Below are 23,140 nucleotides of genomic sequence, written 5' to 3' on the forward strand. Positions count from 1 at the left end.
CGTCCACGGAGGTGAATGAGCAAGAAGAAGGCCAGCCAAACATGATTTTCTGACACGACGCTGGCGCGCACGCCTGCCTGCGAGCGTCACCTCATGTAAACGTTGCCAATATGGCCGGCAGCGATACGCCACAGATCGCTGAAATCGCTCAAAAAAAATCCCGAGACGAAATGCTCGGGAAGGTGACCCTGTACGACACCCTTTCGAGATGTGCGTCAAAGAACTTTCGTGCCGGGTTTCCGTAACGTGATATCGATCACATAAGGTCTGTGACCCCAGTCCGCGCGCTACGAGGGGGTCGAACGGCGCTCTGCCACTTTACGTCGATGATGGCGGAACACGAGTCGCTCAATCGCGTCACATGTCGCCTCGTCCGCAATTTCGAACGAAACAAAAACGTGATCTGCGTCACGCTCTTCCATGCGATGAGCCGTGAGTTCCAGCGGCAGTGCCAGGCATCCGTCGAAATGCAGTCGCAGCAACGCATGCTCCTGCCCCACCGGCCACAACGACACCGGCAATAACGCACCGAGCGCGTTGAAGCTGACATGCACGCGCGGCGGAAGCTGGGTATCGCGCTGGAGCAACTGGTCCAGCATGGCCATCAGCACGTTGAGCTTGCTGTCCAGGCGCTGCATGTCCTGGCCGAGCGGGCTTTCCTCGTCCGCCGCCTCGCTGCGCCGTTCGTTGAATACGGCCAGCGTGCCAAGCACGCTGAGATTGCGATCGCGCATGGCGGCGCGCTGCAGTTCGCCCAAGCCATCGGGCAAGGCGACGCAACTGGCGTGAAGGCCGTCGTCGTAGGTGACTCGCTCGGAGAAGTCCTGCCAGGAAGCGTCTTGCATGGTTCCCTCGTTGCTCGGGGCCACACCCGTCATGGCCGTGCGGGATTATGCGCGCTCGCGGCCTGGCGGCAGCGGGATCAGTCGAAGCCGGCGTGAAGATAGGCGCTGAGGGCGCGATGCCGGTGCTTGTGCAGGCCCAGGTCCTCGCCCAGGCGGTCGCGCTGCTGGCCGGCCAGTGCGCGCACTTCTTCGGTATGCGCCAGCAGCGACTGGAGCACGGGCAGTGCTGCTTGCTCGGTTACCGACAGCGAGGACAGTTGCTGGCTGCGCTCGGTTTCCAGCGATGCCACGGCATCCCAGTCGCCGCTGCGGGCGGCCGCCAGCATGCGCTCGCTCAATTCCAGCAATTCGTTGTGAGGGGTGCCGGCCATGTTCATGCCGCCGCGTTCGGTTGATGGCTGGCCGTATTGCCCTGCGTCGCCAGGAACTGGGTGCGGATCTGGCGCCAGGCGTCGCGCACCGGCGTGAGCAGGTCCACGATTTCATCGATGGCGCGCTCGTCGTTGTTCAGCTGCGCGTGCAGCAGCCGGCGGCTCACGTAGTCGTAAAGCGCATCGAGACGGCCGGCCAACGGTCCACCTTGCGCGTGATCCAGGCTGCCGCGCAGTTCGCTGATGATGGCGTGCGCACGGCTGAAGTGCGTGCCCTTGGCCGGCACGTCGCCGCGACGGATCGCGCCGCGTGCCTGGTTGATGCGATCGATCACGCCGTCGAACAGCATGGTGGTCAGTTGATGACGGTCGGCGCCTTCCACACTGCCGCGCGCGCTGGTTTCCTGGTAGAGCGCGCTGGCGTTGCGCATATAGCCGTAGGTCATGGTCGCTTCCCCGGGTTCAGTTCTTGGAGCCGGAATCGTTCAGCTGCGCAAGCGCCGTGGTCAGATAGGTGCTGGTGTTGTTGAGCGAGGACATCAGCGTATCGAGCGCGGTGTACTGCTGCTGCAACTGCGTCTGGTAGGTCGCCATGCGGTTGTCCAGCGCGGTCTGCTGCGTGCCCAGCTGGGTCAACGTATCGTTGAGGCTGCCGATGCGCGAGCTGATGATCCCGCCGCTCTGCGTATACGTATTGATCGTGTTGTTGAGCGTCGTGCCGTACCCGTTGGGTCCGGTGAACAGGTCCTTCACCGCCGACGGATTGCTCTGGAAGGCCGCCGCCAGCTTGTCGGTGTCCAGGCTCATGGTGCCGTCGGCATTGCGCGTGATGCCGACATTGGCCAGCGTACCGATGCTGTTGCCCTTGACCGAATTGCTCAATACGGAGGCGATCTGGCTCTGCACCGAGGTGAGCGTGTTGTCGCCCAGCAGCACGCCGGGCGGGTTGGCGCCGGTGGTATCGAAGCTCGACAGCGACGCCACGGTTTTCGCGTAGCTGGTGTACGCGTCGACCAGTCCCTGGATCGCATTGGTGGCGGCGGTGTTGTCCTGCGCCACGGTCAGCGTGTTGGTGCCGGTGCCGGTGAGGTTGAGCGTCACACCGTCCATCATGCCGCTGACGGAGTTGGTGGGACTGGTGACCGCGATGCCGTCCAGGGTGAGCTTGGCGTCCTGCGCCTCGGTGCTGCCCGGCCTGTTGAGCGTATTGGCGAGACTGCTGAGTCCGCTGCTGCTGGTGGCGTTCGCGCTGACGGTGAAAGCGTTGGCCACGCCCGTCTTGCTCGAGCTCAGCATCAGCTGCTGGCCGTTCGTGCCGTTGACGATGGTGGCCGTCACACCCGGATTGGTCGAGGAATTGTTGATCGCCGTGGCGATGCTCGACAGCGTATCGGTGGCCGACACGGCCAGGTTCATGGTGGTCGAACCCACCGTGATGTTCAACGTGCCGGCGCCCACGGGCGTGCCCGACGTTACCGGGCTGCTGGCACGCTTCTGCGCCGTCGCCAGCTGGCTCACGGCGATGGTGTAGGTACCGGGATGGGCACTCGACATCGTCGTCGCGGTGCCGATGCTGCTACTGCTGCCCTGCGCGGTCAGCGTCGCGTTGTAGCTGCTGAACGTGCTGGCCGCGCTGAGCGTCGCCAGCGCGGTCTGGATGCCGCCCAGCGCAGAATTCAACGACGTCAGGCCGTTGAGCAGGCTGTTGGTCTGATTGGTGCGCGTGGTGATCTGCTGCTGCGATGCCGCCTTGCGATCGTTCACCAGTGCCGTGACGATCGAATTGACGTCCAAGCCCGAACCGATGCCTGCGGCGCTCAGCGTGCCGCTGCCGCCGGATGAACCGCTCGACGGGGTCGAGCCACCGGAGCCGGTGGTGGCCGCCGTAAGTGAATTGAGCAGTGAACTGAGGCTGTTACCGCCGGTGCTGCTGGTCGTGGTCATCGCACTACCTTGTCCGTTTCTCGACGTGGTTCCGCCGTGGCGGAAATGTTCGAGCCCCCGGCAAAACCTTCACGCATGAAGGCTTTGCCGGAAGCTCCCGAAACACCGGGCGGGCTGCGAGGGGCAACCCGCCTGGTGGTAGATCCGGCCGCGGTGGATGCGACTCGGGAGGAGTCGCATCCGGGCCTGCGTCCGTTACTGCAACAGCTTGAGAACCTGCTGCGGGTTGGAGTTGGCCTGGGCCAGCACCGAGATACCCGCCTGCTGAAGCACCTGCGCCTTGCTGAGGTTGGCCGTCTCGGCCGCGAAATCCGCGTCCTGGATGGTCGACTGCGAAGCCTGCAGGTTGGTGGTCTGAGCGGCCACCGTGGAGATGGTCGACTGGAAGCGGTTCTGCACCGCACCCAGCTGGGCAGCGAAATCGCTGACCGTCTTCAGGGCGACGTCGACGCGGGAGATCAGGTCGTTGGCCGAATCCACCGTACCCACGCTACCCGTGGCAAGCGAGCCACCGGTGGCAGCGGCGGTGCCCTGGGTGTACTTGGCGCCGGCGTTCACGTCCGTGGCGGACGCGCTGACGATCTGACCCTTGGTGTCGCCAACCGTCAGCGCACCGGCGGAGTAGAAGTTGATGCCGTTGCCCGCACCGTTCACTGCCGCGCTCACGCCGGTGATGCCAGCGGCGTTGATGGCGTCGGACACGTCCTGCAGGCTCTTGGCGCTGCTCAGGTCGATGGACGTGCCATTGATGGTCAGGCCTTCCTTCGACAGGTCGCCCGTGGCGGCCACGACGCCCGTGGAGGCACCGGTGCCGGCAGCGGCGGTCGTCGCCGGCAGGCCGAGCGTGGTGGCGGCTGCGCCGCTGAAGTTCAGGGCGGCGGTGCCACCGTTGTTGATCTTCAGTTCGCCCGTGGTGGTGTCGACCGAGGCCACCGTGCTGCCCGCAGCCGTGTTGATGGCGGCAGCCAGGTCACCGGCGCTGTGGTAGGTACCAGCAGCAACGGCCACGTTGGTGGTGCCACCGTCGGTGGAGACGTTCAGCGCGCCGGCGGCGAGCGTGAAGCCCTTGAACGCACCGCTGATGTCGCCCGAGGCCACTTCGGCCACCTGGCCCATGGCGCTGGACTTCACGCTGGTGCCCAGGCTCACCGAGATGGTCTGGCCGACGTCGGCGCCGATCTGGAAGCTCTTCGTCTTCATCGAGCCGTCCAGCACGTTCGAACCGTTGAACGTGGTCTGGTTGGCGATACGGGTGATTTCAGCCAGGCGCTGCTGCACTTCCTGGTCGATCGAGGCGCGGTCCGAATCGGTGTAGGTACCGTTGGCCGACTGCACCGCGAGGTCGCGGATCGCCTGCAGGTTGGCGGTGACCTGGTCCAGGGCCGAACCGGCGGTCTGCGCCAGGTTGATGGCGTCCGACGCGTTGGCGCTGGCCTGGCCGAGGCCGCCGATCTGCGTGGTGTAGCGCTGCGAGATGGCAAAGCCGGCGGCGTTGTCGGCGGCGCTGTTGATCTTCAGACCCGAGGACAGACGCTGCGTGGCGGTGGACAGCGCGCTCTGCGACTTGGTCAGGTTGTTCTGCGCGTTCAGCGACGAGATGTTGGTATTGATAACGAGAGACATGGATTTCTCCTACGTAACCGGTGACCGGTTGAATTGGCTGTATGCGTGCCGGCGATCAGGTTCCGCATGGGATGCCATCCGCCTCAGTGAACTTTTCGGCCCGTCCTGCGATTACTTGAGCCGTGTTCGATGCCAATTCGTGATGGAGCGCACTGGATCGGGCCTTTTTTGCCCTCCTGCCGTCCCATCAACCACTCAACGCTGCGTAGTCCTCCTCTCGTTCTTGCGATGCATGTCTTGCGCGCAGCTTGCTGCGATTACTTCAGATAGTTGAACAGGCTCATCGACTTCACCTGCGCAAACATCTGCTGCGATGCCTGCAGCGCGGTCTGCTGCAGCGACAGATTGCTGATCGCGGTATAGGCATCCGCGCCCTGCACATCCGACAGTGCGGTCTGGTAGGTGACGTTGAGATCCTGATAGGCGCCCTGCTGCTGTTGCAGCGTGTCCAGGCGTCCACCGATGGAGACCTGCACCGAACTGATCGCCGACTGCGTCTGGTCGATCGATTCGATCTGGCGGCTCATCACGTTGGTGAGCTGCGTATCGGTGGTGCTGCCGCTTTGCAGCGCGTTGATCATGTTGGTGAGCGTGCTGAAGATGTCCTGCTGGCCACCCGACGTCACCGACACCGTGTCGCCGGCGGCAGGCGTGCCGCTCATCGCCATGGTCATGCCGTTGAAGCTGATCGAACCGCCATCGGTATAGGTGCCGGTAACGGGATTGCCGCTGCTGTCGAGCACGGCGTTGCCGTTGGCATCGGTTGCCGACCAGCTGCCGCCGGCACCAAAGGTAATCGTGTAGCCACCGCCGCTGCCGCTCGCCGCGCTATTCCACGCATTGAGATCGGTGACGCTGTTGCTGCCCACCACCAGCGTACCGGTGTTGGCGCTGCCTGCACTGGCCTCGAACGTGCCATTGCCCATCGGAATGCTCATGAACAGGCCTGAGCCCGGATCGCTGCTGGCCACCTGCAGACCCGCACCCACCGCCGAGCGCTGCTGCTCGTCGTTGCCGCCGTAACTCACCACGCCATTGGCGTCCATCTGGAACGGCGTCTTGGTGGTGCTGGTACCTGCGAACAGCGCGTTGCCGTTGCTGTCGGTGGTATTGGCCAGTTGCAGGAGCTGGTCGCGCATCTGGCTGAGCTGGCTGGCGATGCTGTTGCGATCGCTCGCCGACAAGGTGCCGTTGACCGCCTGCAAGGCCAGCGTGCGTGCATTGTCGAGCACGCTGTTGACCGAGCCGAGCGTGCTCGCTTCCGTGTTCAGTCGCGTGTTCGCCGTATCGATGGTGCTCGAATACTGCGCATTCGCGGCGATCACGTGGTTGAGGCTGACCACCTGGCCGGCGCCGGCCGGGTCGTCGGACGCCACGTTGATGCGATTGCCGGTATCGACCTGGTTCTGGGTCGCCGACAGCGCGCTCTGCTGGCTGAGCATGGTGCTGAGCGACTGCTGATACATCCAGCTCGTTGAAAGGCGCATGGACGGTTATCCCTGGATCGCGGTGAGCAAGCTGCTGAAGATGGTTTGCGCGGTGGAAATCACCTGCGCGGAGGCCTGGTAGGCCTGCTGGTACTTGACCATGTTGGCGGCCTCTTCATCGAGGTTCACGCCCGACACGCTTTGCTGCGCGGACATGGCCTGGTTGTAAAGGCTGGTCTGCGTGGTGAAGTTGCTCGCTGCCTGGCTGCCCACCGTACCGATGCTGGTCGTGAGCGTGCCGTACGCATCGATCACCGACTGCGTGCCGCCGGCCAGTACACCCTTGTCCGCCAGGCCAGCCAGCGCCAACGCGTTGCTGGTGTCGTTGAGGCCATTGGTGTTCGCGCCGATGCTGAAGCTGTCGCTGGCCTTCGGCGTACCCGACGGCGTCACACTCCAGCCATTGGCGCTGATGGTCTGCCCCGGCGCATAGCTGCCGCTGGCGAGCACGTTGCCCGAGCCGTCGGTCACCTGGTAGCTGCCGGCCGTCGGAAAACTGACGGTGGCACCGCTCAACAAGGCGGCATTGGTGGGATCGGTCACCGTCACCGAACCGATGGCGCCATCGCCCGTATTGGCCTTGGCCGCCGTCGCGTTCAACGCCGCTGCAGCGGCAATGCCGTTCGGATCGGTCATGGTGACCGCGAGGCCGGTGGATGCATCGCGTGTCGGCCGCAGTTGGAAGGTATCGCCCGCCTGCGCCGCGCCGGACAGCGTCAGCGTCATGCCATCGGCGGAATACGTGCCGTCCGGATTCGCGGTCATCGGCACGTTCTGGCCGGCGGTGGTCGCCATGCTCCAGTTGCTGCCGTCGTAGCTGAGCACATAGTCCGAACCGGTGAGCTGCGACACGTCGCTGATGCTCGCCGAGACGCTGGCCGTGCCCTTGTTGAGGTTGCTCGGCAGCACGGTCGGCGACGGCACGCTGAACATCGGCCCGCCCAGCTTGCCGTATTGATCCAGACCCTTGGACTGCTGCGTGTTCACGCTGGTGGACAAGGCCACGGCCGCCTCGCCCAGTTGGTTCTGCACGGTGTCGAGCACATTGCCGCGGTAATCGAGCAGCGCGCCCAGCGAGCCGCCGCTCAACTTGCTGCTGACCACCGTGCCGGTGCTGTCGAGCACTTCGGTGCGCGAGGCGTCGTACTGGTTGTTGCCGGTCTTGAGCGCAAACGACTTGTCGCCGCTGACCAGCGCCGCGCCGCTCGAGGTGTACACGCTGACCGTGCCGTCGCTCTGCGTATAGGCGGACACGCCCAGATAGCCCGACAGCGTCTGCACCAGGTTGTCGCGCTGGTCGAGCAGATCGTTGGGAACATTGTTGCCTGCCGCATGAATCTGCGCATTCACGCTGGCGAGATTGGCCGACACGTTGTTGATGCTGTCGACCGTGGTGGAAATCTGCGAATTCACCTGGGTCTGCTGCGCCGCGAGCTGCTGGCCCAGCGTATTGAACACCGTGACCGCCTGGCTCGCGCTGCCCAGCAGCGACTGCCGGCTCGATGCCACGCCCGGCGTATTGGCCACCGTGCTGAAGGCGCCATAGAAATCGTCCAGCGCACTCTGCAGGTTGCCGCTGGCCGAGAGCGAGCTGTTGAGCGTCGTGGCCAGGCTGTTGTAAGTGGTGGCGCGTTGCAGGTTCGAGTTGGACGACCACAGCGCCGAGGTGAGGAAGTCGCTATAGGCGCGTTGCACCGCCTGCACATTCACGCCGCTGCCGATGGTGTAGTTGCCCCCGGCCTGCGAAATGGCCTCGGTCTGCAGCACCGTCTGACGGCTGTAGCCCGTCGTGTTGACGTTGCTGATGTTGTTGCCCACGGTGGTCAACGCCACCTCTGCGGCGTTCAGCCCTGAGGTACCAATGCTGAGGAGGTTAGACATGTGTCATTCCGGGGCAATCACTGGGAGGGGTTCGGCGCGACGCCGACTTTCTTGAGGGCGCCTTGCCCGATGGCGTCGAGTGCGTCACGCATCTGGGGGCTGTTGGCAATCGCCACGATTTTTTGCGCATACGACGGATCGGTCGCGTAACCGCCGTTGACCAGTCCGCGCGCGAAACCCACCACGTCTTCGCCATGGTTGAGCGCCCTGGCGTAACGCGGGTTCTCGGCAATCAGCTGGGCGTAGTCGTCGAACGACTGGCCGGGGTTGTCGTAGGAACGGAACTGCGCGCGGCGATGTACCGCCACGCCACCTTCGAATTCCAGCGTGGGCACGCTGACCTTTTCGCCGCCCCAGCTCTGGCCAGCCTTCATGCCGAACAGGTTGTTGCTGGTATTGCCGTTGGAATGCGCCGGCATGTGCTGGCCCCACTGGGTTTCCAGCGCGGCCTGCGCCAGCACGGCACGGACCGACACGCCAAGCTTCTCGGCAGCTTTTTGCGCATACGGCGCCAGCTGGCGCACGAAATCTTCCGCATCGGCCGGCATCAGCTTGAGCACCTTCTCGCCCACCTGCCGCGCCGAGCCCGCGATGTCGCTGAGGCGCTTCTGCCAGCTGTCGTCCAGACCCGCCGCACCGGCTGTCTTGCTGCCGTTGGCGTCGCCGGTCGTGCCATCCGACTTGCCACCCAGCGCGCCGCCCAGTTGGCGCACTAGCATCTGCGCGATGCCGATGCCGTTGCCACCTTGCGACAGCTGCACCGACAGCTGCTGGTCGAACATGTCGCGCCACTGGTTGCCGGCATCGCTGTCGAACAAGCCATCGCCGCTGCTCGCGTCGCGCATCGACTTCAACATCATCTGGGTGAAGATCGACTCGAACTGCTTGGCCACCGCCGGCAGCGCCGCCTTGGCGTCGCTCTGCGCGCTCTGGCGCAGCGCGGCGAACCCGGACAGATCGGTCCAGGTATTGAGGCTGCTGGCGGCATCTCCCGAGATCGCCATCAGATCACCACCAGCTCCGCATGCAGCGCGCCGGCCTGCTTGAGCGCCTGCAGGATGGAAATCAGATCGCTGGGCGAGGCGCCCACCTGGTTCACCGCGCGCACGATGGTGTCGAGATTGGTGCCCGGGCCGAACTTGAACATGTGGCCACCGTCTTCGCTGACCTGCACGTCACTCTGAGGCACCACTACCGTCTGCCCACCCTTGCTGAAGGGCGCCGGCTGCGATACCTGCGGATTCTCGGAGATGGTCACCTGGATCGAGCCGTGCGCCACCGCCGCGGGCGTCACGCGCACATCCGATCCGATCACCACGGTGCCGGTGCGCGAATTGACCACCACGCGCGCGGGCGCATCGCCCGGCGTGACGTCGATAGCCTGGATCGCTCCCAGCCATGCCACGCGCTGCGACGCATCGACCGGTCCGCGCACGCTGACCGAACCGCCATCGACGGCGCTCGCCGTGCCCACGCCGTAGGTACGGTTCACCGCTTCGGCAATGCGCGTGGCGGTGATGAAGTCGGCCGTATTGAGATTCAACATCAGGTCGCCGCCGTTGGAGAACGTCGACGCCACCGCGCGCTCGACCGTGGCGCCATTGGGCACGCGACCGCTCGCCGAGATATTCACCTGCACGCTGGAACCGCTCTTGCCCTGTGCACTGATGCCGCCGACCACCACACTGCCCTGCGCCATCGCATAGACGTTGCCATCCGCGCCGCGCAACGGCGTCATCAACAGTTCGCCGCCGCGGATGCTCTTGGCGTTGCCGATCGAAGCCACCGTGATGTCGATCACCTGGCCCGGCTTGGCGAACGGCGGCAATTGCGCCGTCACCGTCACGGCCGCGGCGTTCTTCAACTGCGGGCGCACGTTGGCCGGCACCGTGATGCCAAACTGCACCAGCATGTTTTCCAGGCTTTGCGTGGTGAACGGCGCCTGCGTGGTCTGGTCGCCGCTGCCATCGAGGCCGACGACCAGGCCGTAACCGATCAACTGGTTGCTGCGGACACCGCCCACCTGGACGAGATCGCGGATCTTGTCCGCGTGCAACGGCGGATTCACCGAAAAGACGGCGCACACCACGATGGCTGCGGAACTGAGCGCGGACAGCACGCGTTCGCGAAGACGGATGAGCTTTGCGCGCGACGGGAGACGGATGTTCATCAGAACGGCATCCACTTGGAACTGAAGAAGCGCGACAGCCAGCCCTGCGTGTTCGCATCGGCCAACGCGCCCTTGCCGGTGTAGCCGATCTGCGCGTCGGCCACGCGCGTCGACGGCACGCTGTTGTCCTGCAGGATGTCCTGCGGGCGCACGATGCCGGCAATGCGGATGCGCTCCTGGCCCTGGTTGATGGTGACCATCTTCTCGCCGCGCACCAGCAGGTTGCCGTTGGACAGGCGCTGCGCCACGGTCACCGTGATCGAGCCGGAAAGCTGGTTGCTCTGGCTGCTGTCGCCGCTGCCATCGAACGCGCGGTCGCCGCTGAGCGTGGTGTCGGCGGTCTGGCCGGCCACTTTCAGGGTGTGGCCGAGAATGCTCGGCGCAGCGATATTGGTGGTGTCTTTCTTGCTGGTGCTGGTGCTGGCCTTCTTCGAGGCCTGCGTGCTTTCCACCAGCGAGATGGTGAGGATGTCGCCCACGCGATGCGCCCGCGCATCGTTGAACAACTCCATGCCCTGCTCGGCGTGGTAGATCGAACCGTCGGTCGGCGGCGGCGCCACTTGCTCGGCCGGCATGGTGGCCGCCCACTGGTGGTCGTCGCGCGACTGCGGCATGACGCAGCCCGCCAGCGCGGCCAAGGCCAGCGCAACGCCAATTCGAGGAAGGGAACGGAAGCACGACATGGCAGTTCTCACATCTTGTCGGTCAGGTCTTGCAGCATCTGGTCGGTGCTGCTGATCGCCTTGGAATTCATTTCGTAGGTGCGCTGCGTTTCGATCATGTTGACCATCTCGGCCACCACGTTGACGTTGGACGATTCCAGCGAACCCTGCAGCAGCGAACCCATGCCGTTGAGCGCGGGCTGTCCCGTCTGCGGCGCGCCGCTGGAGGCGGTTTCCACATAGAGGTTCTGGCCCTGCGGCTGCAGGCCGGCGGGGTTGATGAAGTCGGCCAGCTGCAGCGTGCCCAGCGTCTGCGGCGCGGCGGACGAAGTGGTGGTGGCGGACACGGTGCCATCCGAGCCGATGGTGATGTTCTGCCAACCCGGCGGCACGGTGATGGCCGGCTCCAGCGGATAGCCGTCCGCCGTCACCAACTGACCGTTGGGATCGGTATGCAGCGAACCGTCGCGCGTATACGCCACCGTGCCATCGGGCATGCTCACCTGCAGGAAGCCGCGCCCCTGGATGGCCACATCCATCGAGCCGCCGGTCTGGGTCAGGTTGCCTTCGGTGAACAGCTTCTCGTTGCCCACCACTTTCACGCCGGTACCGAGCATCAGGCCCGACGGATTGAGCGTCTGCTCGGTGGTCTGCGAACCGGGCTGGCCCTTGTTCTGGTACATCAGGTCCTGGAACGCCGCACGCGAACTCTTGAACGCGGTGGTGTTGGCGTTGGCCAGGTTGTTGGAGATCACGTCCATGCGCGTCTGCTGCGCGTCCAGGCCGGTCTTGGCAATCCACAGGGAAGAAAACATCGGTTACTCCGTGTATGTCGGCGTGCTTAGTTGGACTGCAGCAGCTTGATGCTGGAATCGGCGTTGTCCTCGGAGGTCTTGATGGACTTCACCTGCATGTCGTACTGGCGCGAAAGCGCGATCATCTTCACCAGCTCCGCCGACGGATTGACGTTGCTGCCTTCGAGCTCGCCTGAAGCGATGGTCACGTTCTCGTCGGCGCCGGCGGTGCTGCCGTCGCTCATGTGCATCAGGCCGTCGCCGCCTTGGGTCATCTGCGCCACATCGGGATTGACCAGCTTGATCCGGTCGATCTGCGACACCGAGTTCGGTCCCTGTCCCTGCGGCACCGTGGAAATGGTGCCGTCGGAACCCACGCTGATGTCCGTGGCCGGTGGAATGGAGATGGGCCCGGAACTGCCCAGCACCGGATTGCCGCGCGAGTCGGTCAGCCCACCATCGGCGGTGAGCTGCAGATCGCCGGCTCGCGTATAGCCTTCCGAACCGTCCGGCGCCTGCACGGCGATGAAGCCGGCACCGCGCACCGAGATATCCAGCGAACGCCCGGTATTCACCGGCGAGCCCTGCGCGCTGCTCTGGCCGATGCCATGCGCCACCGCGTTGATGCGCGCCGGCGTGCCGTCGCCGAGCACCGGCACGCTCTGGAACGCGGAAAGCTGGCTCTTGAAGCCGACCGTGGATGCGTTGGCCAGGTTGTGGCTCACCGCATCCTGGGCGCGCATGATCTGCGTCGCCCCGGTCATCGCTACGTAGACGGAACGGTCCATGGCGTTCTATTAACGCGACACGGCGTTGAACAACGACGACGCCAGCGTGTTGTCGGTCGACAACACCTGCGCATTCGCCTGGTAATTGCGCTGCGCCTGGATCATGTCCACCAGCTGCGCCGTCGTGTCGGCCGTGTTGGAGCTTTCCAGCTGGCCGGACTCGATGGTGCCGAACTCGCCCGAGCTTGCCGTGCCCATCGTGGCCGGGCCGGAATCGGTGCTCGCCACCCAGGTGGTGTTGCCGAGCTGGCGCAGGCCCTGCACGTTGGCGAAGTTGGCGATCGCCACCTGGCCGATCTGCGTGCTCTGGTTGTTCGAATAGGTCGCGGTGATCACGCCCTTCTCGTCGATGTCGATACCCGACAAGGTGCCCGCTTCGAAGCCGTTCTGGATGATCGGAGCGGCCGAATAGTCCGTGCCGAACTGGGTGATATTGGTCACGTTGAGCGACAGTGTCAGCGGCGAGGAGCCATTGCCGAGATTGACCGCGTTGAACGGCAGCGTGCCGCTGGTGGGCGTGGTCAGCTTGCCGGTGCTGTCGAACGTCATCGGCTGCGTGCCGGCGCTCTGGCCGTCCACGTAGAGGTTGGCATTCCAGGTATTGGTGCCGGTCTTCACGTAGTAGATCGTGGCCTGGTGCGAACCGCCCTGCGAGTCGTACACGGTGACCGGTGCGGCGTTGTTGTAGCTGGTCGAATCGGTGGTGCTGAACGCATTGGTCGGCACGGTGGCGCTGGCCGGCAGGTTCGACGACAAGGTGATCGACGAAGTGGCCGTGGCGCTGCTCTGCGCGGTCTGCCAGCTGAAGTCGGTCAGCGTGCTCATGTCGAAGCCGCCGTTGCCGTTGGGCGGATAGATCTGCAGGCGCGAACCGTCCGGCGAGGTGATGAAGCCGTTGGAATTCTTCTCGAAGTCGCCGGCGCGGGTGTACTGCACGCCGCTGCCGTTGTTCACCGCGAAGAAGCCGTTGCCGTTGATGGCCAGGTCCAGGCTGTTGCCGGTGGTCTGCAGGTCGCCCTGGTTGAACTGCTGGGCCACCTCCTGCAGGGTGACGCCGCTACCCACCGCGGTGGCATTGAGATTGAGGCCGGTCACCGCGAAGATGTCCGCGAACTCCGCACGCGAACCCTTGAAGCCGGTGGTGTTGGCGTTGGCGATGTTGTTGGCGATGACGTTGAGATCGGACTGGGCAGCGTTGATGCCGCTGAGCGCCGTATTGAGTGCCATGTTCGGTTCCTCGTGATGAGAAGACGCCTAGGGCGTCAGAGAATCTGTGCCACCTGGCTGAGCGGCACGCCGCCCACGCCCGATACCTGCAGGTACGTGCCCACCGAGCTGCCGCCGAAGCCCACGCCCGTCACCGTGCCCTGCAGGTAGGTGTCGAGCGAAGCACTGCCTGCGGCCGCCTTGACCGTGTACGTGCCTGCCGCAACGGCGTTGCCGTTGTCGTCCTTGCCGTCCCAGCTGAATTGCGCCAGGCCCGCGTTCTGCGAGCCCAGCGGAAGACTGCGGATGACGTTGCCGCTGCTGTCGAGCACCTGCACGGTCACGCTGGAGGCAGCCGTCACATTGACCGCGCCCTTGACCGCGTCGCTGCCGTCGTAACTCGCGGAGCTGCCGGGCACCAACACCTGGCGATTGACCAGGTTCGCCGAGCTGAGCACCTGCGAGGTCTGCATGTTCGAGGTCACATTGCTGCTCATCGACTGCAGGTCGGTATCGAGCTGCTGCGTTGCCGAGAGCTGGCTGAACTGCGCCATCTGCGAAACGAACTGCGAGTTGTCGACCGGGTTGGTGGGATCCTGCGCCTGCAGCTGGGCCGTCATCAGCTTGAGGAAATCGGCCTGCGTCATCGTGCTCGACAACGCCGAATTGACGTTCGGCGTGCTGCTAGTACCGGTGTTGTTGGTCGTGCTGGGAACCGTGGACATGGGATTTCCTTAGGACTTACTTGCCGAGGTCGAGTGTCTTGAGCATCAGCTGCTTGGTGGTGTTCATCGCCTCGACGTTGTTCTGGTACGAACGCGACGCCGTGATCATGTTCACCAGCTCATCGATCGGATTGACGTTGCTGCCGTAGACATAGCCGGTGTCGTCCGCCATCGGATTGCCCGGCTCGTAACGTGCCTGCACGTCGGCTTCGCTTTCGGTCACGCCCTTCACCTGCACGCCCACCGCGCTGTCGGCATCGGCACTCTTCGCGCCGCCCATCGCGCGCTGCACCGCGGAGAACAACGGCTCCTTCGCGCGATACGCACCTTCCGGCGTGCTCGACACGCTGTCGGCGTTGGCGAGGTTGGATGCCACCGTGTTGAGCCGCAGCGACTGCGCCGCCATGCCCGAACCGGAGACATCGAAAATCTTGAACATGGACATCAGCTCTGACCTCCGGTGATGGCCGTGCGCAGCATGTGGATCTGCGCGGTGATAAAGGAGAGGCTGGCCTGGTAGTGCACGCCGTTGGCGGCGAAATTCGCCTGCTCCACCTGCGTATCCACCGTATTGCCATCCATCGACGGCTGCGTCGGCATGCGATACGCCAGCTGCTGCGCGGCCTTGGCCTGCGGATCGATCTGACCCGGCTGCGTGATCGTCATTGCCAGCGTGTTGCCGTTGGCACTGGCCAGCGCCTTCTTGAAATCGACATCGCGCGCGAGATAACCGGGGGTATCCGCATTCGCCAGATTGCTCGCCAACACTTCGCTGCGGCGCTGCCAGGTATCAAGCGCCTGCGTGTGCAAACCGAACAGGTTGTCGTTGATCGAACTCATCGCTCACTCCTGCGGCGGAGGCCGCGGGTGGGTTTGAGCAATTTGCGTGCCACGGTTCAGCTGATGGCTCGGAGGGCGCGTGGCTGTTGGCTTTGCGCGTCTTTATGGCTGGCGCCTGGTGTGGATTTTCGGGGGGTCGTCGGAATTTCGACGCGGGTGATAGCGGGTTACCGACGCGGGGCGGGATTTCTATATCGCTTGGTTGTTGCGTTGACGCCAGGGTGCCGCTTACGCAGCGGGCGTTTCGATCGGCTGCCGCCGCTCGAGTCACTTTTCTTTTGCTGGCCCAAAAGATCCCACGGGACTAGCTTCGCGTCGAAAGTAACCCAAAGAAAATGGCCTTTAAAGCTGGCAGCATCGTGTTGAATCCAAGCGCGAACGCTCGAGGAGCGTCCCGCCGGATCTCCATGGGAGGCTACCCCAGGGGTACTTCAATGCGCGGCGCAACGCGCCCGACTCGCTGAGGACTTAAAGCGGAGGCCCGCTTCGCATCGCCCTTGGCTTGTCTTCGCGATACACCCCACTTCCCCCTCTCCCCTGCGGGGAGATGGCCGGGGTGAGGGGCGGGTGCTCGCGGGAACCTGTGTGCTTTCTGTGGGAGCGCACTTGTGCGCGACAGCCACGCATGGATGTACCGCTCCGTCGGCTTGTCGCGCACAAGTGCGCTCCCACAGTAGCCCTGCAGCTCTCGCTCTTAGCTCCGGCTCTTAGCTCTTGGCTCTCAGGGGTCCCCGTATGACGCGGCGGGTGGGTGGAGGATCAGCCCGCAGGGTGGCCCGCATGGATGCGGGCCAGTTTTTCGCCAGGGCAGGATGCCCTGTCGAAAAACCCCGCAACCCACCCGCGCACCTGGAGGGCGAAGCCCGGAAGGCGCGTCATCCGGGGGGCCCTTCTCTTTGGTTGGCGGTGTCAATCTAGAAGTGCATCATCGATCGCTTGGGCGAGATCATCGCGCCCCAGCGCACGCATGAACATCTCCGCCGGACAGTGGTAGTCGAGGGTGGCCCGCGGTCGCAGATTCATCTCCCGCGCAATCGCATCGAGTTTGCGTTGGCTATGCACCGACAGGTCGGTGCCTTTGGGTAGGTACTGACGCAGCAAACCGTTGGTGTTCTCGCAGATGCCGCGCTGCCAGGGACTGTGTGGATCGGCGAAGTAAATCGCCAGCCCCGTGCGTTTGGAGAGGGTCTTGTACAGCGCCATCTCCTTGCCCTGGTCATAGGTCAGCGTTTGGCGCAGCGTCGCCGGTAACGGACCGAACGCCCGGCTGAAGCCCTTGAGCGCATCCTCGGCCGCGCACCCTTCCATCTTCACCAGTTTCAGGAACAACGTGCGCCGATCCACCAGTACGCCCACCGACGACTGATTGCGCGCGCCTTTGAGGAAGTCGCCTTCCCAATGGCCCGGCAACAAGCGTTCATTGGCCTCCGGCGGTCGATCATGAATGCTTGGCAGATCGTGCATGCGGCCGCGCCGATTGGCGCCTTGGCCGCGCGGGCGGCGCGCGCACTTGTGCTGGCGCAACAGTGCCACCAGCCCTCGCCGCAGCTCCCCGCGCGGAGCGGCATAGATCGCGGTGTAAATCGTCTCGTGAGACACGTGCTTGGCCGGCTCGTCGGGATGCTGTCGGCGCAGTGTGCGACTGACCTCTTGCGGTGACCAGCGCCGGGCCAACAAATGGCGCACCAGACGCCACAAGGCGCTCTCACGATGCAATTTACGCGGCCGGCGTGCCTGATGGGCCAAGCGTCGGGCCCGATGGCCGGCACGACAAGCGTCATAGCCGAGCGTCGGGCGCCCCAGACGAGGGCTGCCCGACGGCTCGCGGTGCCCGTTACGCGCCAGCTCCCGTGAGATCGTGCTGGGCGACCGGCCTAGCAGTATCGCCAGCTGCCGGGCGCTGTCCCCGCGTGCCTTGCCCACCATGATCGCGCCTCGCTCTTCGGCGCTTAGATGGTTGTAGTGCTGACCCATGCATCACCTCCAAAGGGCGTTGCACTTGATATTAGAGACCGCCGTTACTTTCTCTTGGGCAAGCAAGAGAAAGTAACCCGGCCTCCGGCAGGAGGACGGAAGCCCGCCGCAGGCGAGCCAGGTCGCGGCAAAGCGACAACCAAGTACCGGGGCTCTGGATCCCGGCCTGCGCCGGGATGACGATCTAGGGAACGCTCCCGCGAGCACCCGCCCCTCACCCCAACCCTCTCCCCAGCGGGGAGAGGAAGCAAGAGTGCCGCACCATCAAAGCCTCAAAACTCCTCAAACCTCTCCGGCATCAACTCCAACACCGTCTGCGCCAACAGATCCGGCTGAAACTTCGCCACGAAGCGATCCGCATTCACCTCGCGCACCATCGCCTCATTGAAGATGCCGCTGATCGAACTATGCAAAACCACCTTCAACGACCGCAGCGACGCCGTCTCGCGAATCGCGCGGGTCAGTGCGTAACCGTCCATGCGCGGCATCTCGATATCCGACACCACCAGCGTCACGCTTTCCTCGCCCGGCGCATCGGCCAAAGCCTCCAGGCGCTCCAGCGCCTCCCGTCCGTCCTGGGCGATCACGCATTCCACATCCATCTGCCGGAACAGATTCACCAACTGATTGCGGGCGACCAGCGAATCGTCCACCACCATCACGCGGCGAGGCTGCAGGTCGTGCACGCGGGCGATGCGCTGCATGGGCGCGGACAACTCCGCCGTGGTCGTGTTGAGCGTGGCCAGCACGTGCTCCACATCGACCACCGCCACCAGCGCACCGTCCACGCGCGTCACCGCGTTCACGCGGCTGCCGAAGCCCAGCGCGGCAGAGGGAGCGGCCAGCGATTCGCCTTCGCAATGAACCAGCCGCTGCGGCTCGGCCACCAGGAAGCCCTGCACGCTGCGATTGAACTCGGTGACCATCAGGTGCGCCGAAGCCACGTCGCGCAGCGATGGATAGCCCAGCGCCACCGCCAGGTCGATCACCGGAATCGTGGTGCCGCGGTAATCGCAGCTGCCCGCCACCAGCGGATGCGCGTCGGGCATGCGCTCCATCGGCGGACGACGCATCACTTCGCGCACCTTGAATACGTTGATGCCGAACAGCTGCTCGTCGCCCATGCGGAACAACAGCATGGCCACCCGGTTGTGGCCCGCCAGCCGGGTTTGCTGTTCCACCTTGTCCATCCACGCACTCATGCGTCTTCCTCGTCGCGGCACGGCCGCTTTTCTCTCCCGCGTATCGGCCGCCAGCGCCTCGGCTTGAGCGGGACCAGGGCCATGGCACGTCGCTTGCTTCTCAAGTTCCGACGTTCGCCGCCGATGCCGGAAGCGACCCTTATAGGAAGGAAAGATCCACCCATGAGTCTGATCTGGAGCCAGCATCTCGCCGAACTTGCCCGTGCTGCCGCGGCGGGTGACCGCTCGCAGGTCGCGCAGTGGTCGGCCCGGCATCCGCGTGCAGCACAGGCGCTGGCACCGCTGCTGGCAGCCGTTTTCACCGCCAAGCCGCCCGTGGCCGTGGCCATGCAGACCATGGAGCAGTTGGGCCTGGTGCTGGGCGCCGCGCAGCAACTGGCCCGCGAACAGGCCTCGATGCACCAGTCGGCGCAGGAGAGCCGCGATGACGTCGGTCGTTTGACGGATGGCAGTGCCGGAATCTCGACATCGCTGCAGCAGGTCGCCACCGGCCTGGACTACGCGCGCAAGACCGGCGAAACCGGCGAACGCAGTGTGAGCGAGCTCGACGGCCAGCTGCGCCTGCTGCGCACGGCGCTATCGGCGATGAACCGCAACCAGAGCAAGCTGGCAGAACAGGTGGCGCAGATCCGCAAGCTCACCAGCGTGGTGCAGGAAATTGCCCACCAGACCAACCTGGTGGCGCTCAATGCCGCCATCGAAGCCGCCCGTGCGGGCGAGGCCGGCCGCGGCTTTGCCGTGGTGGCCGACGAAGTGAAGCAGCTGGCCGAGAAAACCAGTCAGGCCACGAACGAAATCGAAGGCGTCACCGTTTCCATCGGCGACTTCTCCAAGCAGCTCGATGGCGACGTGCAACAAGGCCTGCAGCGCCTTGACCGCGCGCAGGGTGGCCTCACTCAGACCGAAACCTCCCTGCATGACAGCAGCGAAGCCTTGCGCCAGATCGGCGAGCGCATCGGCAGCATGCACAAAAACCAGGATGCCCAGCACGCGCGAGCCGTGGCAGCCCAGGCCGCGCTTGGCGCCTGGCATCGCCGCTCGGCCGAGGCCACCCGCCAGTCCGAAGCGTTGAGCCGCGGCGCATTGCTCGGTCATCGCCTCGCACTGGACTGGCTGGAAACCGAAAGCGGCGAAGATCCGGCCAGCCTCAGCCTTACCGTGCGCGAAGCCGCCCAAGGCCTGCGCCAGGCGATGGAACTCGCGTTGCAGGAACCGGCCGCGCTGGACCGCCGCTGGTTCGACACCCAGGCACTCAGCCGCACGCTGACCCGCCTGACCGCCGGCCGCCACGACAACGCCGCCGCCGGCGCACTCTCCGCCGCCGGTGCGCGCATGCGCGAGCAGGGCAGCACCTTCGCCACGCTGCTGTGCGACGGCCAGCTCGACCAGGCCAGCCAGCTGATGCAGCAGGTGGAGGGCGAGCGCGAGACCCTGCTGTCCCAATTGAATTTGCTGCTGGCCGATCTATGACGCGACGCCTGGCCGTCCTGCTACTGACCGCCCTCGTGCTGCCCGCCCATGCCGCGGAGCCGGCACAGGCGGCGCGTGCCGCGGCCGAGCAGTGGCTGCGCGGCCAGTACGAAACGCCCGGCAGCCGCGTGGTCGCGCAGGCGGCGGAACTGGATACACGTTCGCTGCAACTCACGCCCTGCCCCGCCGCGCTCAGCGCCGGGCTGCAGGCGGGCGCCCGGCTGATGCCGCGCATGAATGTGGTGGTGCGTTGCCCCGGTGCGGACGGCTGGAGCCTGCACGTGCCGGTACAGCTGCAGGTGTTCCGCCAGGTGCTCGTGCTGGTGCACCCATTGCAGCGCGGCGACGGCGTGCGCGCCGACGATGTGCACAGCGAGGAGCGCGACATCACGCGCCTGGGCTACGGCTACGTCAGCGACATGGCCGACCTGGAAGGGCGTACCCTGTCGCGCGCGCTGGGTGCCGGCTCGGTGGTCACGCCGGCCGCCCTGGGCGGGCGCAGCGCGGTGAAGGCGGGCGACCAGGTTCAACTGGTGTCCCGCTTGAACGGTATCGAAGTACGCGCCAGCGGCGTCGCGCTGGGTGGCGGAGACAGCGGTTCGCGCCTGAAGGTGCGCAACGGCAGCTCCGGCAAGGTGATCGACGCCATGGTGATGGCTCCAGGGGAAGTTCTTGCGCTTCCATGAACCTGTCGCCTGACCACTAAAGTTTGCGGCCCCCCGGCCGATCCTGTAAGCAACAGGGCCAGAAATCCACGAGAACGGACCCATGAATACCACGATCTCCAACAACGGCTTGCCCAAACTTCCCCAGCCCGCCACGGGCCAGGGCAGCGGCTCAACGCAGGGCACCTCCAGCACGACGTCCAGCGACGCCGTCGGCAGCAGCACGGGTAGTACCGACCGCGTGCAGATCACCGACTCCGCGCGCGCCCTGCAGGAAGCAGCCCGCACGCACAGCGGAGCCACCATGGACACGAAGAAAGTCGAGCAGATCCGCCAGCAGTTGGCGAACGGCACCTACAAGGTCGACGCCGGCAAGATTGCCGATCGCATGATGTCCCTCGAAAACCAGCTCAACGGCAAGTCATGAGCCCGTCACTGCAAGCCGAACTGGACCATGCGCTCACGGCGGCGGTCGACGAGATGCGGCTGGCAGTGGGTCAATTGATGGACGCGCTCACCACCGAGCGCACCGCCCTGGAAACGGCGGACGTCGACACGCTCAACCGGGCCGGCGCCAGCAAGCACGAACTGATGCTGCGGCTGGAACAGCTCGACAGCGAGCGCGTGCAGCTCAGCCAGAACGCCGCCGAAGCCAGCCGCGTGCTGGCACCGAAGTGGCAAGAAATCCTGCAGTCGCTGCGCGCCTGCCAGCAGCTCAACCAGCGCAACGGCTACCTCGTCGGTATCCGCCTGCAGCAGGTGCGCAAGGCATTGGCCGTGTTGACCGGCAATGAAACAGAGGCGAGCGTGTACGGCCGCGCGGGTGATCTGCGCACGAGCCTGCGCTCGCAAACGTTGGCCGAGGCCTGAGCCGTTATGACGCACGTGTTGCTCGCCCACACGTGTGCTTGTTTGCAGGCGGCAATCGCCGCTCCTCTCCACCATCGTCACCACATCGACCGATCATGAGCGAAGCTGCGGCCATCCCCTCCGCCCAAGACGCCTCCGTCGCCGCCAACGAACAGGCGCTGCCGGTCATCCGTCTGCCCATGCTGGACAGCAAGCGCGAATTGTTCGCGTACGAGATCGTGTTCCAGGACGATGCGGAAGACGAAGCCACGCTGATGCGTCGCGCGCTCGCGACCATCACCGACGGCGCACTCGCCCGCCTGGTGCGCGGCAACCGCACCTTCCTCCGGCTCAGCCACGAACTGCTGATGGAAGAGACCGACGTGCTGCAGCACCAGCCGCGCTTCGGCGTGCTGCTGCGCCCGGAAGCCGCCGCCGATGCGGCGCTGGTCGAACGCCTGGCACGCATGGCGCAACGCGGTTGTCCGCTGATGCTCGATGCCGGCGACACCACCCTCGAATTCAATCCGGCTGTCGAACCGCTGCTGAAGATCGTGCAGTTCGTGCGCCTGGATGCCAGCAAGCTCGATCCGGCCACGCTGCGCTCGCGCAGCGAATACCTGCATGCACGCGGCACCCATGTGGTCGCCGGCCATGTGGATGATCACGACACCTATCATCGTTGCGAGTCGCTGCCGCTGCAGGCGATCCAGGGCCAGTTCCTGCTCAAGCCCGAACCGGTCGCCGTACCGGTGCTCGCCGCCAGCCGCCTGAGCCTGCTACGACTGATGAAGGCGCTGCAGGAAGGCAACCCGGGTCCGGTGGAACTGGGCCAGATCGTGCGCGACGACGCCATCCTCAGCTACAAGTTGCTGGGCTGCGTGAACTCCGCCTATTTCGCCTTGCCGCGCCAGCTCAAATCGGTGCAGCAGGCCGCCATCTTCTTCGGTGCCGCGCGCCTGCGTAACTGGATCTACACCATGGCCCTCAGCGGCACCGGCGACCGTCCGCCGGAACTGCTGCGCGCCGCGCTGATCCGCGCGCACATGTGCGAGAAACTCGCCCAGCACATGCCGGCCGAACAACGCGAAATGGCCTTCACCGCCGGCCTCTTCTCATTGCTCGACGCGATGATGGAAGCACCGATGGATTTCGTGCTGTGGCATCTGCCGCTGGCTCGCGAGATCAGCACCGCGCTGCTGGAGAACAAGGGACCGTTCGCCATCCTGCTGGAGCAGATCCGCGCATGGGAAGCAGGCAACCTGCGTGGCGGCGAAGTGCAGCCGCAACTGATCCGGCGCATGGCGGCGATTTACCTTGAGGCAACGCAGTGGGCGGATCACGTTTATGCGTTTGCGGATCAGCGGCCGAATTGAGGTCGCGGGTTTTGGTTGTCGTTCCCTAAGTCCGCCGAACAACCGTAGTACGTTCCTGCTCGTCATCCCGGCACGGACCGAAATCCAGACACCGAACCGTCCCTCTCTCCTGCGCGGAGAGACCAGGGCATTACTGCCTTGGGTGCTCGCGGGACCATAAGTGTTTCCTGTGCGCGACAGCCACGCAGGAATGTAACGCTCCGTAGGTTTGTCGCGCACAGGGTGCGCTCCCACAGTAGCTCCGCAGCTCTTAGCTCCAGCTCTTAGC

The 23,140-nt window shown here is 65.0% G+C and carries 23 protein-coding genes; 5 read left to right on the top strand and 18 right to left on the bottom strand.

All coding sequences use genetic code 11. The annotated features are described in order from the left end of the window. Positions 1–287 precede the first annotated feature (287 nt). From ACN9MB_RS17155 to ACN9MB_RS17240, 18 genes are all read right to left on the bottom strand, one after another. Positions 288–845 carry a PilZ domain-containing protein gene (locus ACN9MB_RS17155; protein ID WP_426269669.1) on the bottom strand — a complete coding sequence of 186 codons (558 nt, stop codon included), beginning with the start codon at positions 843–845 and terminating at the stop codon, positions 288–290. A 77-nt stretch (positions 846–922) separates the two neighbouring features. Beyond that, positions 923–1,216, bottom strand: a complete 294-nt coding sequence (locus ACN9MB_RS17160) for a flagellar protein FliT (RefSeq protein ID WP_204636887.1) — start codon at positions 1,214–1,216, stop codon at positions 923–925. Between the two features lie 2 nt (positions 1,217–1,218). Next, on the bottom strand, positions 1,219–1,662 hold the full coding sequence (gene fliS / locus ACN9MB_RS17165) for a flagellar export chaperone FliS (RefSeq protein ID WP_426269670.1): 444 nt from the start codon (positions 1,660–1,662) through the stop codon (positions 1,219–1,221). A gap of 16 nt (positions 1,663–1,678) precedes the next feature. Further along, complete coding sequence (gene fliD / locus ACN9MB_RS17170; RefSeq protein ID WP_426269671.1) at positions 1,679–3,160, bottom strand: flagellar filament capping protein FliD; 1,482 nt, start codon at positions 3,158–3,160, stop codon at positions 1,679–1,681. Positions 3,161–3,355: 195 nt separating this feature from the next. Beyond that, positions 3,356–4,783 (bottom strand): flagellin, encoded by a 1,428-nt coding sequence (locus ACN9MB_RS17175; protein WP_426269672.1) that lies wholly within the window; start codon positions 4,781–4,783, stop codon positions 3,356–3,358. Positions 4,784–5,040: 257 nt separating this feature from the next. Then, complete coding sequence (flgL, locus tag ACN9MB_RS17180) at positions 5,041–6,270, bottom strand: flagellar hook-associated protein FlgL (protein WP_426269673.1); 1,230 nt, start codon at positions 6,268–6,270, stop codon at positions 5,041–5,043. Between the two features lie 6 nt (positions 6,271–6,276). Further along, positions 6,277–8,151, bottom strand: a complete 1,875-nt coding sequence (gene flgK / locus ACN9MB_RS17185; protein WP_426269674.1) for a flagellar hook-associated protein FlgK — start codon at positions 8,149–8,151, stop codon at positions 6,277–6,279. Positions 8,152–8,168: 17 nt separating this feature from the next. After that, positions 8,169–9,155 carry a flagellar assembly peptidoglycan hydrolase FlgJ gene (gene flgJ / locus ACN9MB_RS17190; protein WP_426269675.1) on the bottom strand — a complete coding sequence of 329 codons (987 nt, stop codon included), beginning with the start codon at positions 9,153–9,155 and terminating at the stop codon, positions 8,169–8,171. Next, a complete protein-coding gene (locus tag ACN9MB_RS17195) occupies positions 9,155–10,321 on the bottom strand; it encodes a flagellar basal body P-ring protein FlgI (RefSeq protein WP_239535932.1) in 1,167 nt (388 codons plus the stop codon). Before ACN9MB_RS17195 ends, flgJ begins: the two co-directional genes overlap by 1 nt. Beyond that, entirely contained in the window at positions 10,321–11,004 is a 684-nt protein-coding gene (gene flgH / locus ACN9MB_RS17200) for a flagellar basal body L-ring protein FlgH (protein ID WP_426269676.1), read from the bottom strand. The genes ACN9MB_RS17195 and flgH overlap by 1 nt, the downstream gene beginning before the upstream one ends. Before the next feature lie 8 nt (positions 11,005–11,012). Then, complete coding sequence (flgG, locus tag ACN9MB_RS17205; RefSeq protein ID WP_204636895.1) at positions 11,013–11,798, bottom strand: flagellar basal-body rod protein FlgG; 786 nt, start codon at positions 11,796–11,798, stop codon at positions 11,013–11,015. Positions 11,799–11,824: 26 nt separating this feature from the next. Further along, entirely contained in the window at positions 11,825–12,565 is a 741-nt protein-coding gene (gene flgF, locus ACN9MB_RS17210) for a flagellar basal-body rod protein FlgF (protein ID WP_204636896.1), read from the bottom strand. Positions 12,566–12,574: 9 nt separating this feature from the next. Further along, positions 12,575–13,792 (bottom strand): flagellar hook protein FlgE, encoded by a 1,218-nt coding sequence (gene flgE, locus ACN9MB_RS17215; protein ID WP_426269677.1) that lies wholly within the window; start codon positions 13,790–13,792, stop codon positions 12,575–12,577. A gap of 35 nt (positions 13,793–13,827) precedes the next feature. Next, entirely contained in the window at positions 13,828–14,496 is a 669-nt protein-coding gene (locus ACN9MB_RS17220; protein ID WP_204636898.1) for a flagellar hook assembly protein FlgD, read from the bottom strand. 16 nt (positions 14,497–14,512) lie between these two features. Beyond that, positions 14,513–14,941, bottom strand: a complete 429-nt coding sequence (flgC, locus tag ACN9MB_RS17225; RefSeq protein WP_204636899.1) for a flagellar basal body rod protein FlgC — start codon at positions 14,939–14,941, stop codon at positions 14,513–14,515. Then, positions 14,941–15,336, bottom strand: coding sequence for a flagellar basal body rod protein FlgB (gene flgB, locus ACN9MB_RS17230; protein WP_426269678.1), 396 nt, complete (start codon positions 15,334–15,336; stop codon positions 14,941–14,943). The genes flgC and flgB overlap by 1 nt, the downstream gene beginning before the upstream one ends. A gap of 909 nt (positions 15,337–16,245) precedes the next feature. Then, positions 16,246–17,310 (bottom strand): IS30 family transposase, encoded by a 1,065-nt coding sequence (locus ACN9MB_RS17235; RefSeq protein WP_426269679.1) that lies wholly within the window; start codon positions 17,308–17,310, stop codon positions 16,246–16,248. A gap of 272 nt (positions 17,311–17,582) precedes the next feature. Next, positions 17,583–18,512, bottom strand: a complete 930-nt coding sequence (locus ACN9MB_RS17240) for a chemotaxis protein (RefSeq protein ID WP_204636901.1) — start codon at positions 18,510–18,512, stop codon at positions 17,583–17,585. A gap of 162 nt (positions 18,513–18,674) precedes the next feature. Between ACN9MB_RS17240 and ACN9MB_RS17245 the strand changes: the two genes are divergently transcribed. The 5 genes from ACN9MB_RS17245 (at position 18,675) to ACN9MB_RS17265 (ending at position 22,872) form a co-directional block, all read left to right on the top strand. Further along, entirely contained in the window at positions 18,675–19,982 is a 1,308-nt protein-coding gene (locus tag ACN9MB_RS17245) for a methyl-accepting chemotaxis protein (protein ID WP_426269680.1), read from the top strand. Next, on the top strand, positions 19,979–20,668 hold the full coding sequence (gene flgA, locus ACN9MB_RS17250) for a flagellar basal body P-ring formation chaperone FlgA (RefSeq protein ID WP_426269681.1): 690 nt from the start codon (positions 19,979–19,981) through the stop codon (positions 20,666–20,668). The genes ACN9MB_RS17245 and flgA overlap by 4 nt, the downstream gene beginning before the upstream one ends. Before the next feature lie 82 nt (positions 20,669–20,750). Beyond that, positions 20,751–21,074 carry a flagellar biosynthesis anti-sigma factor FlgM gene (flgM, locus tag ACN9MB_RS17255; protein WP_204636904.1) on the top strand — a complete coding sequence of 108 codons (324 nt, stop codon included), beginning with the start codon at positions 20,751–20,753 and terminating at the stop codon, positions 21,072–21,074. After that, positions 21,071–21,517 (top strand): flagella synthesis protein FlgN, encoded by a 447-nt coding sequence (locus ACN9MB_RS17260; RefSeq protein ID WP_204636905.1) that lies wholly within the window; start codon positions 21,071–21,073, stop codon positions 21,515–21,517. The genes flgM and ACN9MB_RS17260 overlap by 4 nt, the downstream gene beginning before the upstream one ends. A 95-nt stretch (positions 21,518–21,612) precedes the next feature. Further along, the gene (locus tag ACN9MB_RS17265) at positions 21,613–22,872 is read left to right on the top strand and encodes an EAL and HDOD domain-containing protein (RefSeq protein WP_204636906.1); all 1,260 of its coding nucleotides are present in this window, start codon (positions 21,613–21,615) and stop codon (positions 22,870–22,872) included. The last annotated feature ends 268 nt before the right edge of the window (positions 22,873–23,140 follow it).

This window comes from Dyella kyungheensis (assembly GCF_049913195.1).
In the GTDB taxonomy this organism is placed as follows: Bacteria; Pseudomonadota; Gammaproteobacteria; order Xanthomonadales; family Rhodanobacteraceae; genus Dyella; species Dyella kyungheensis.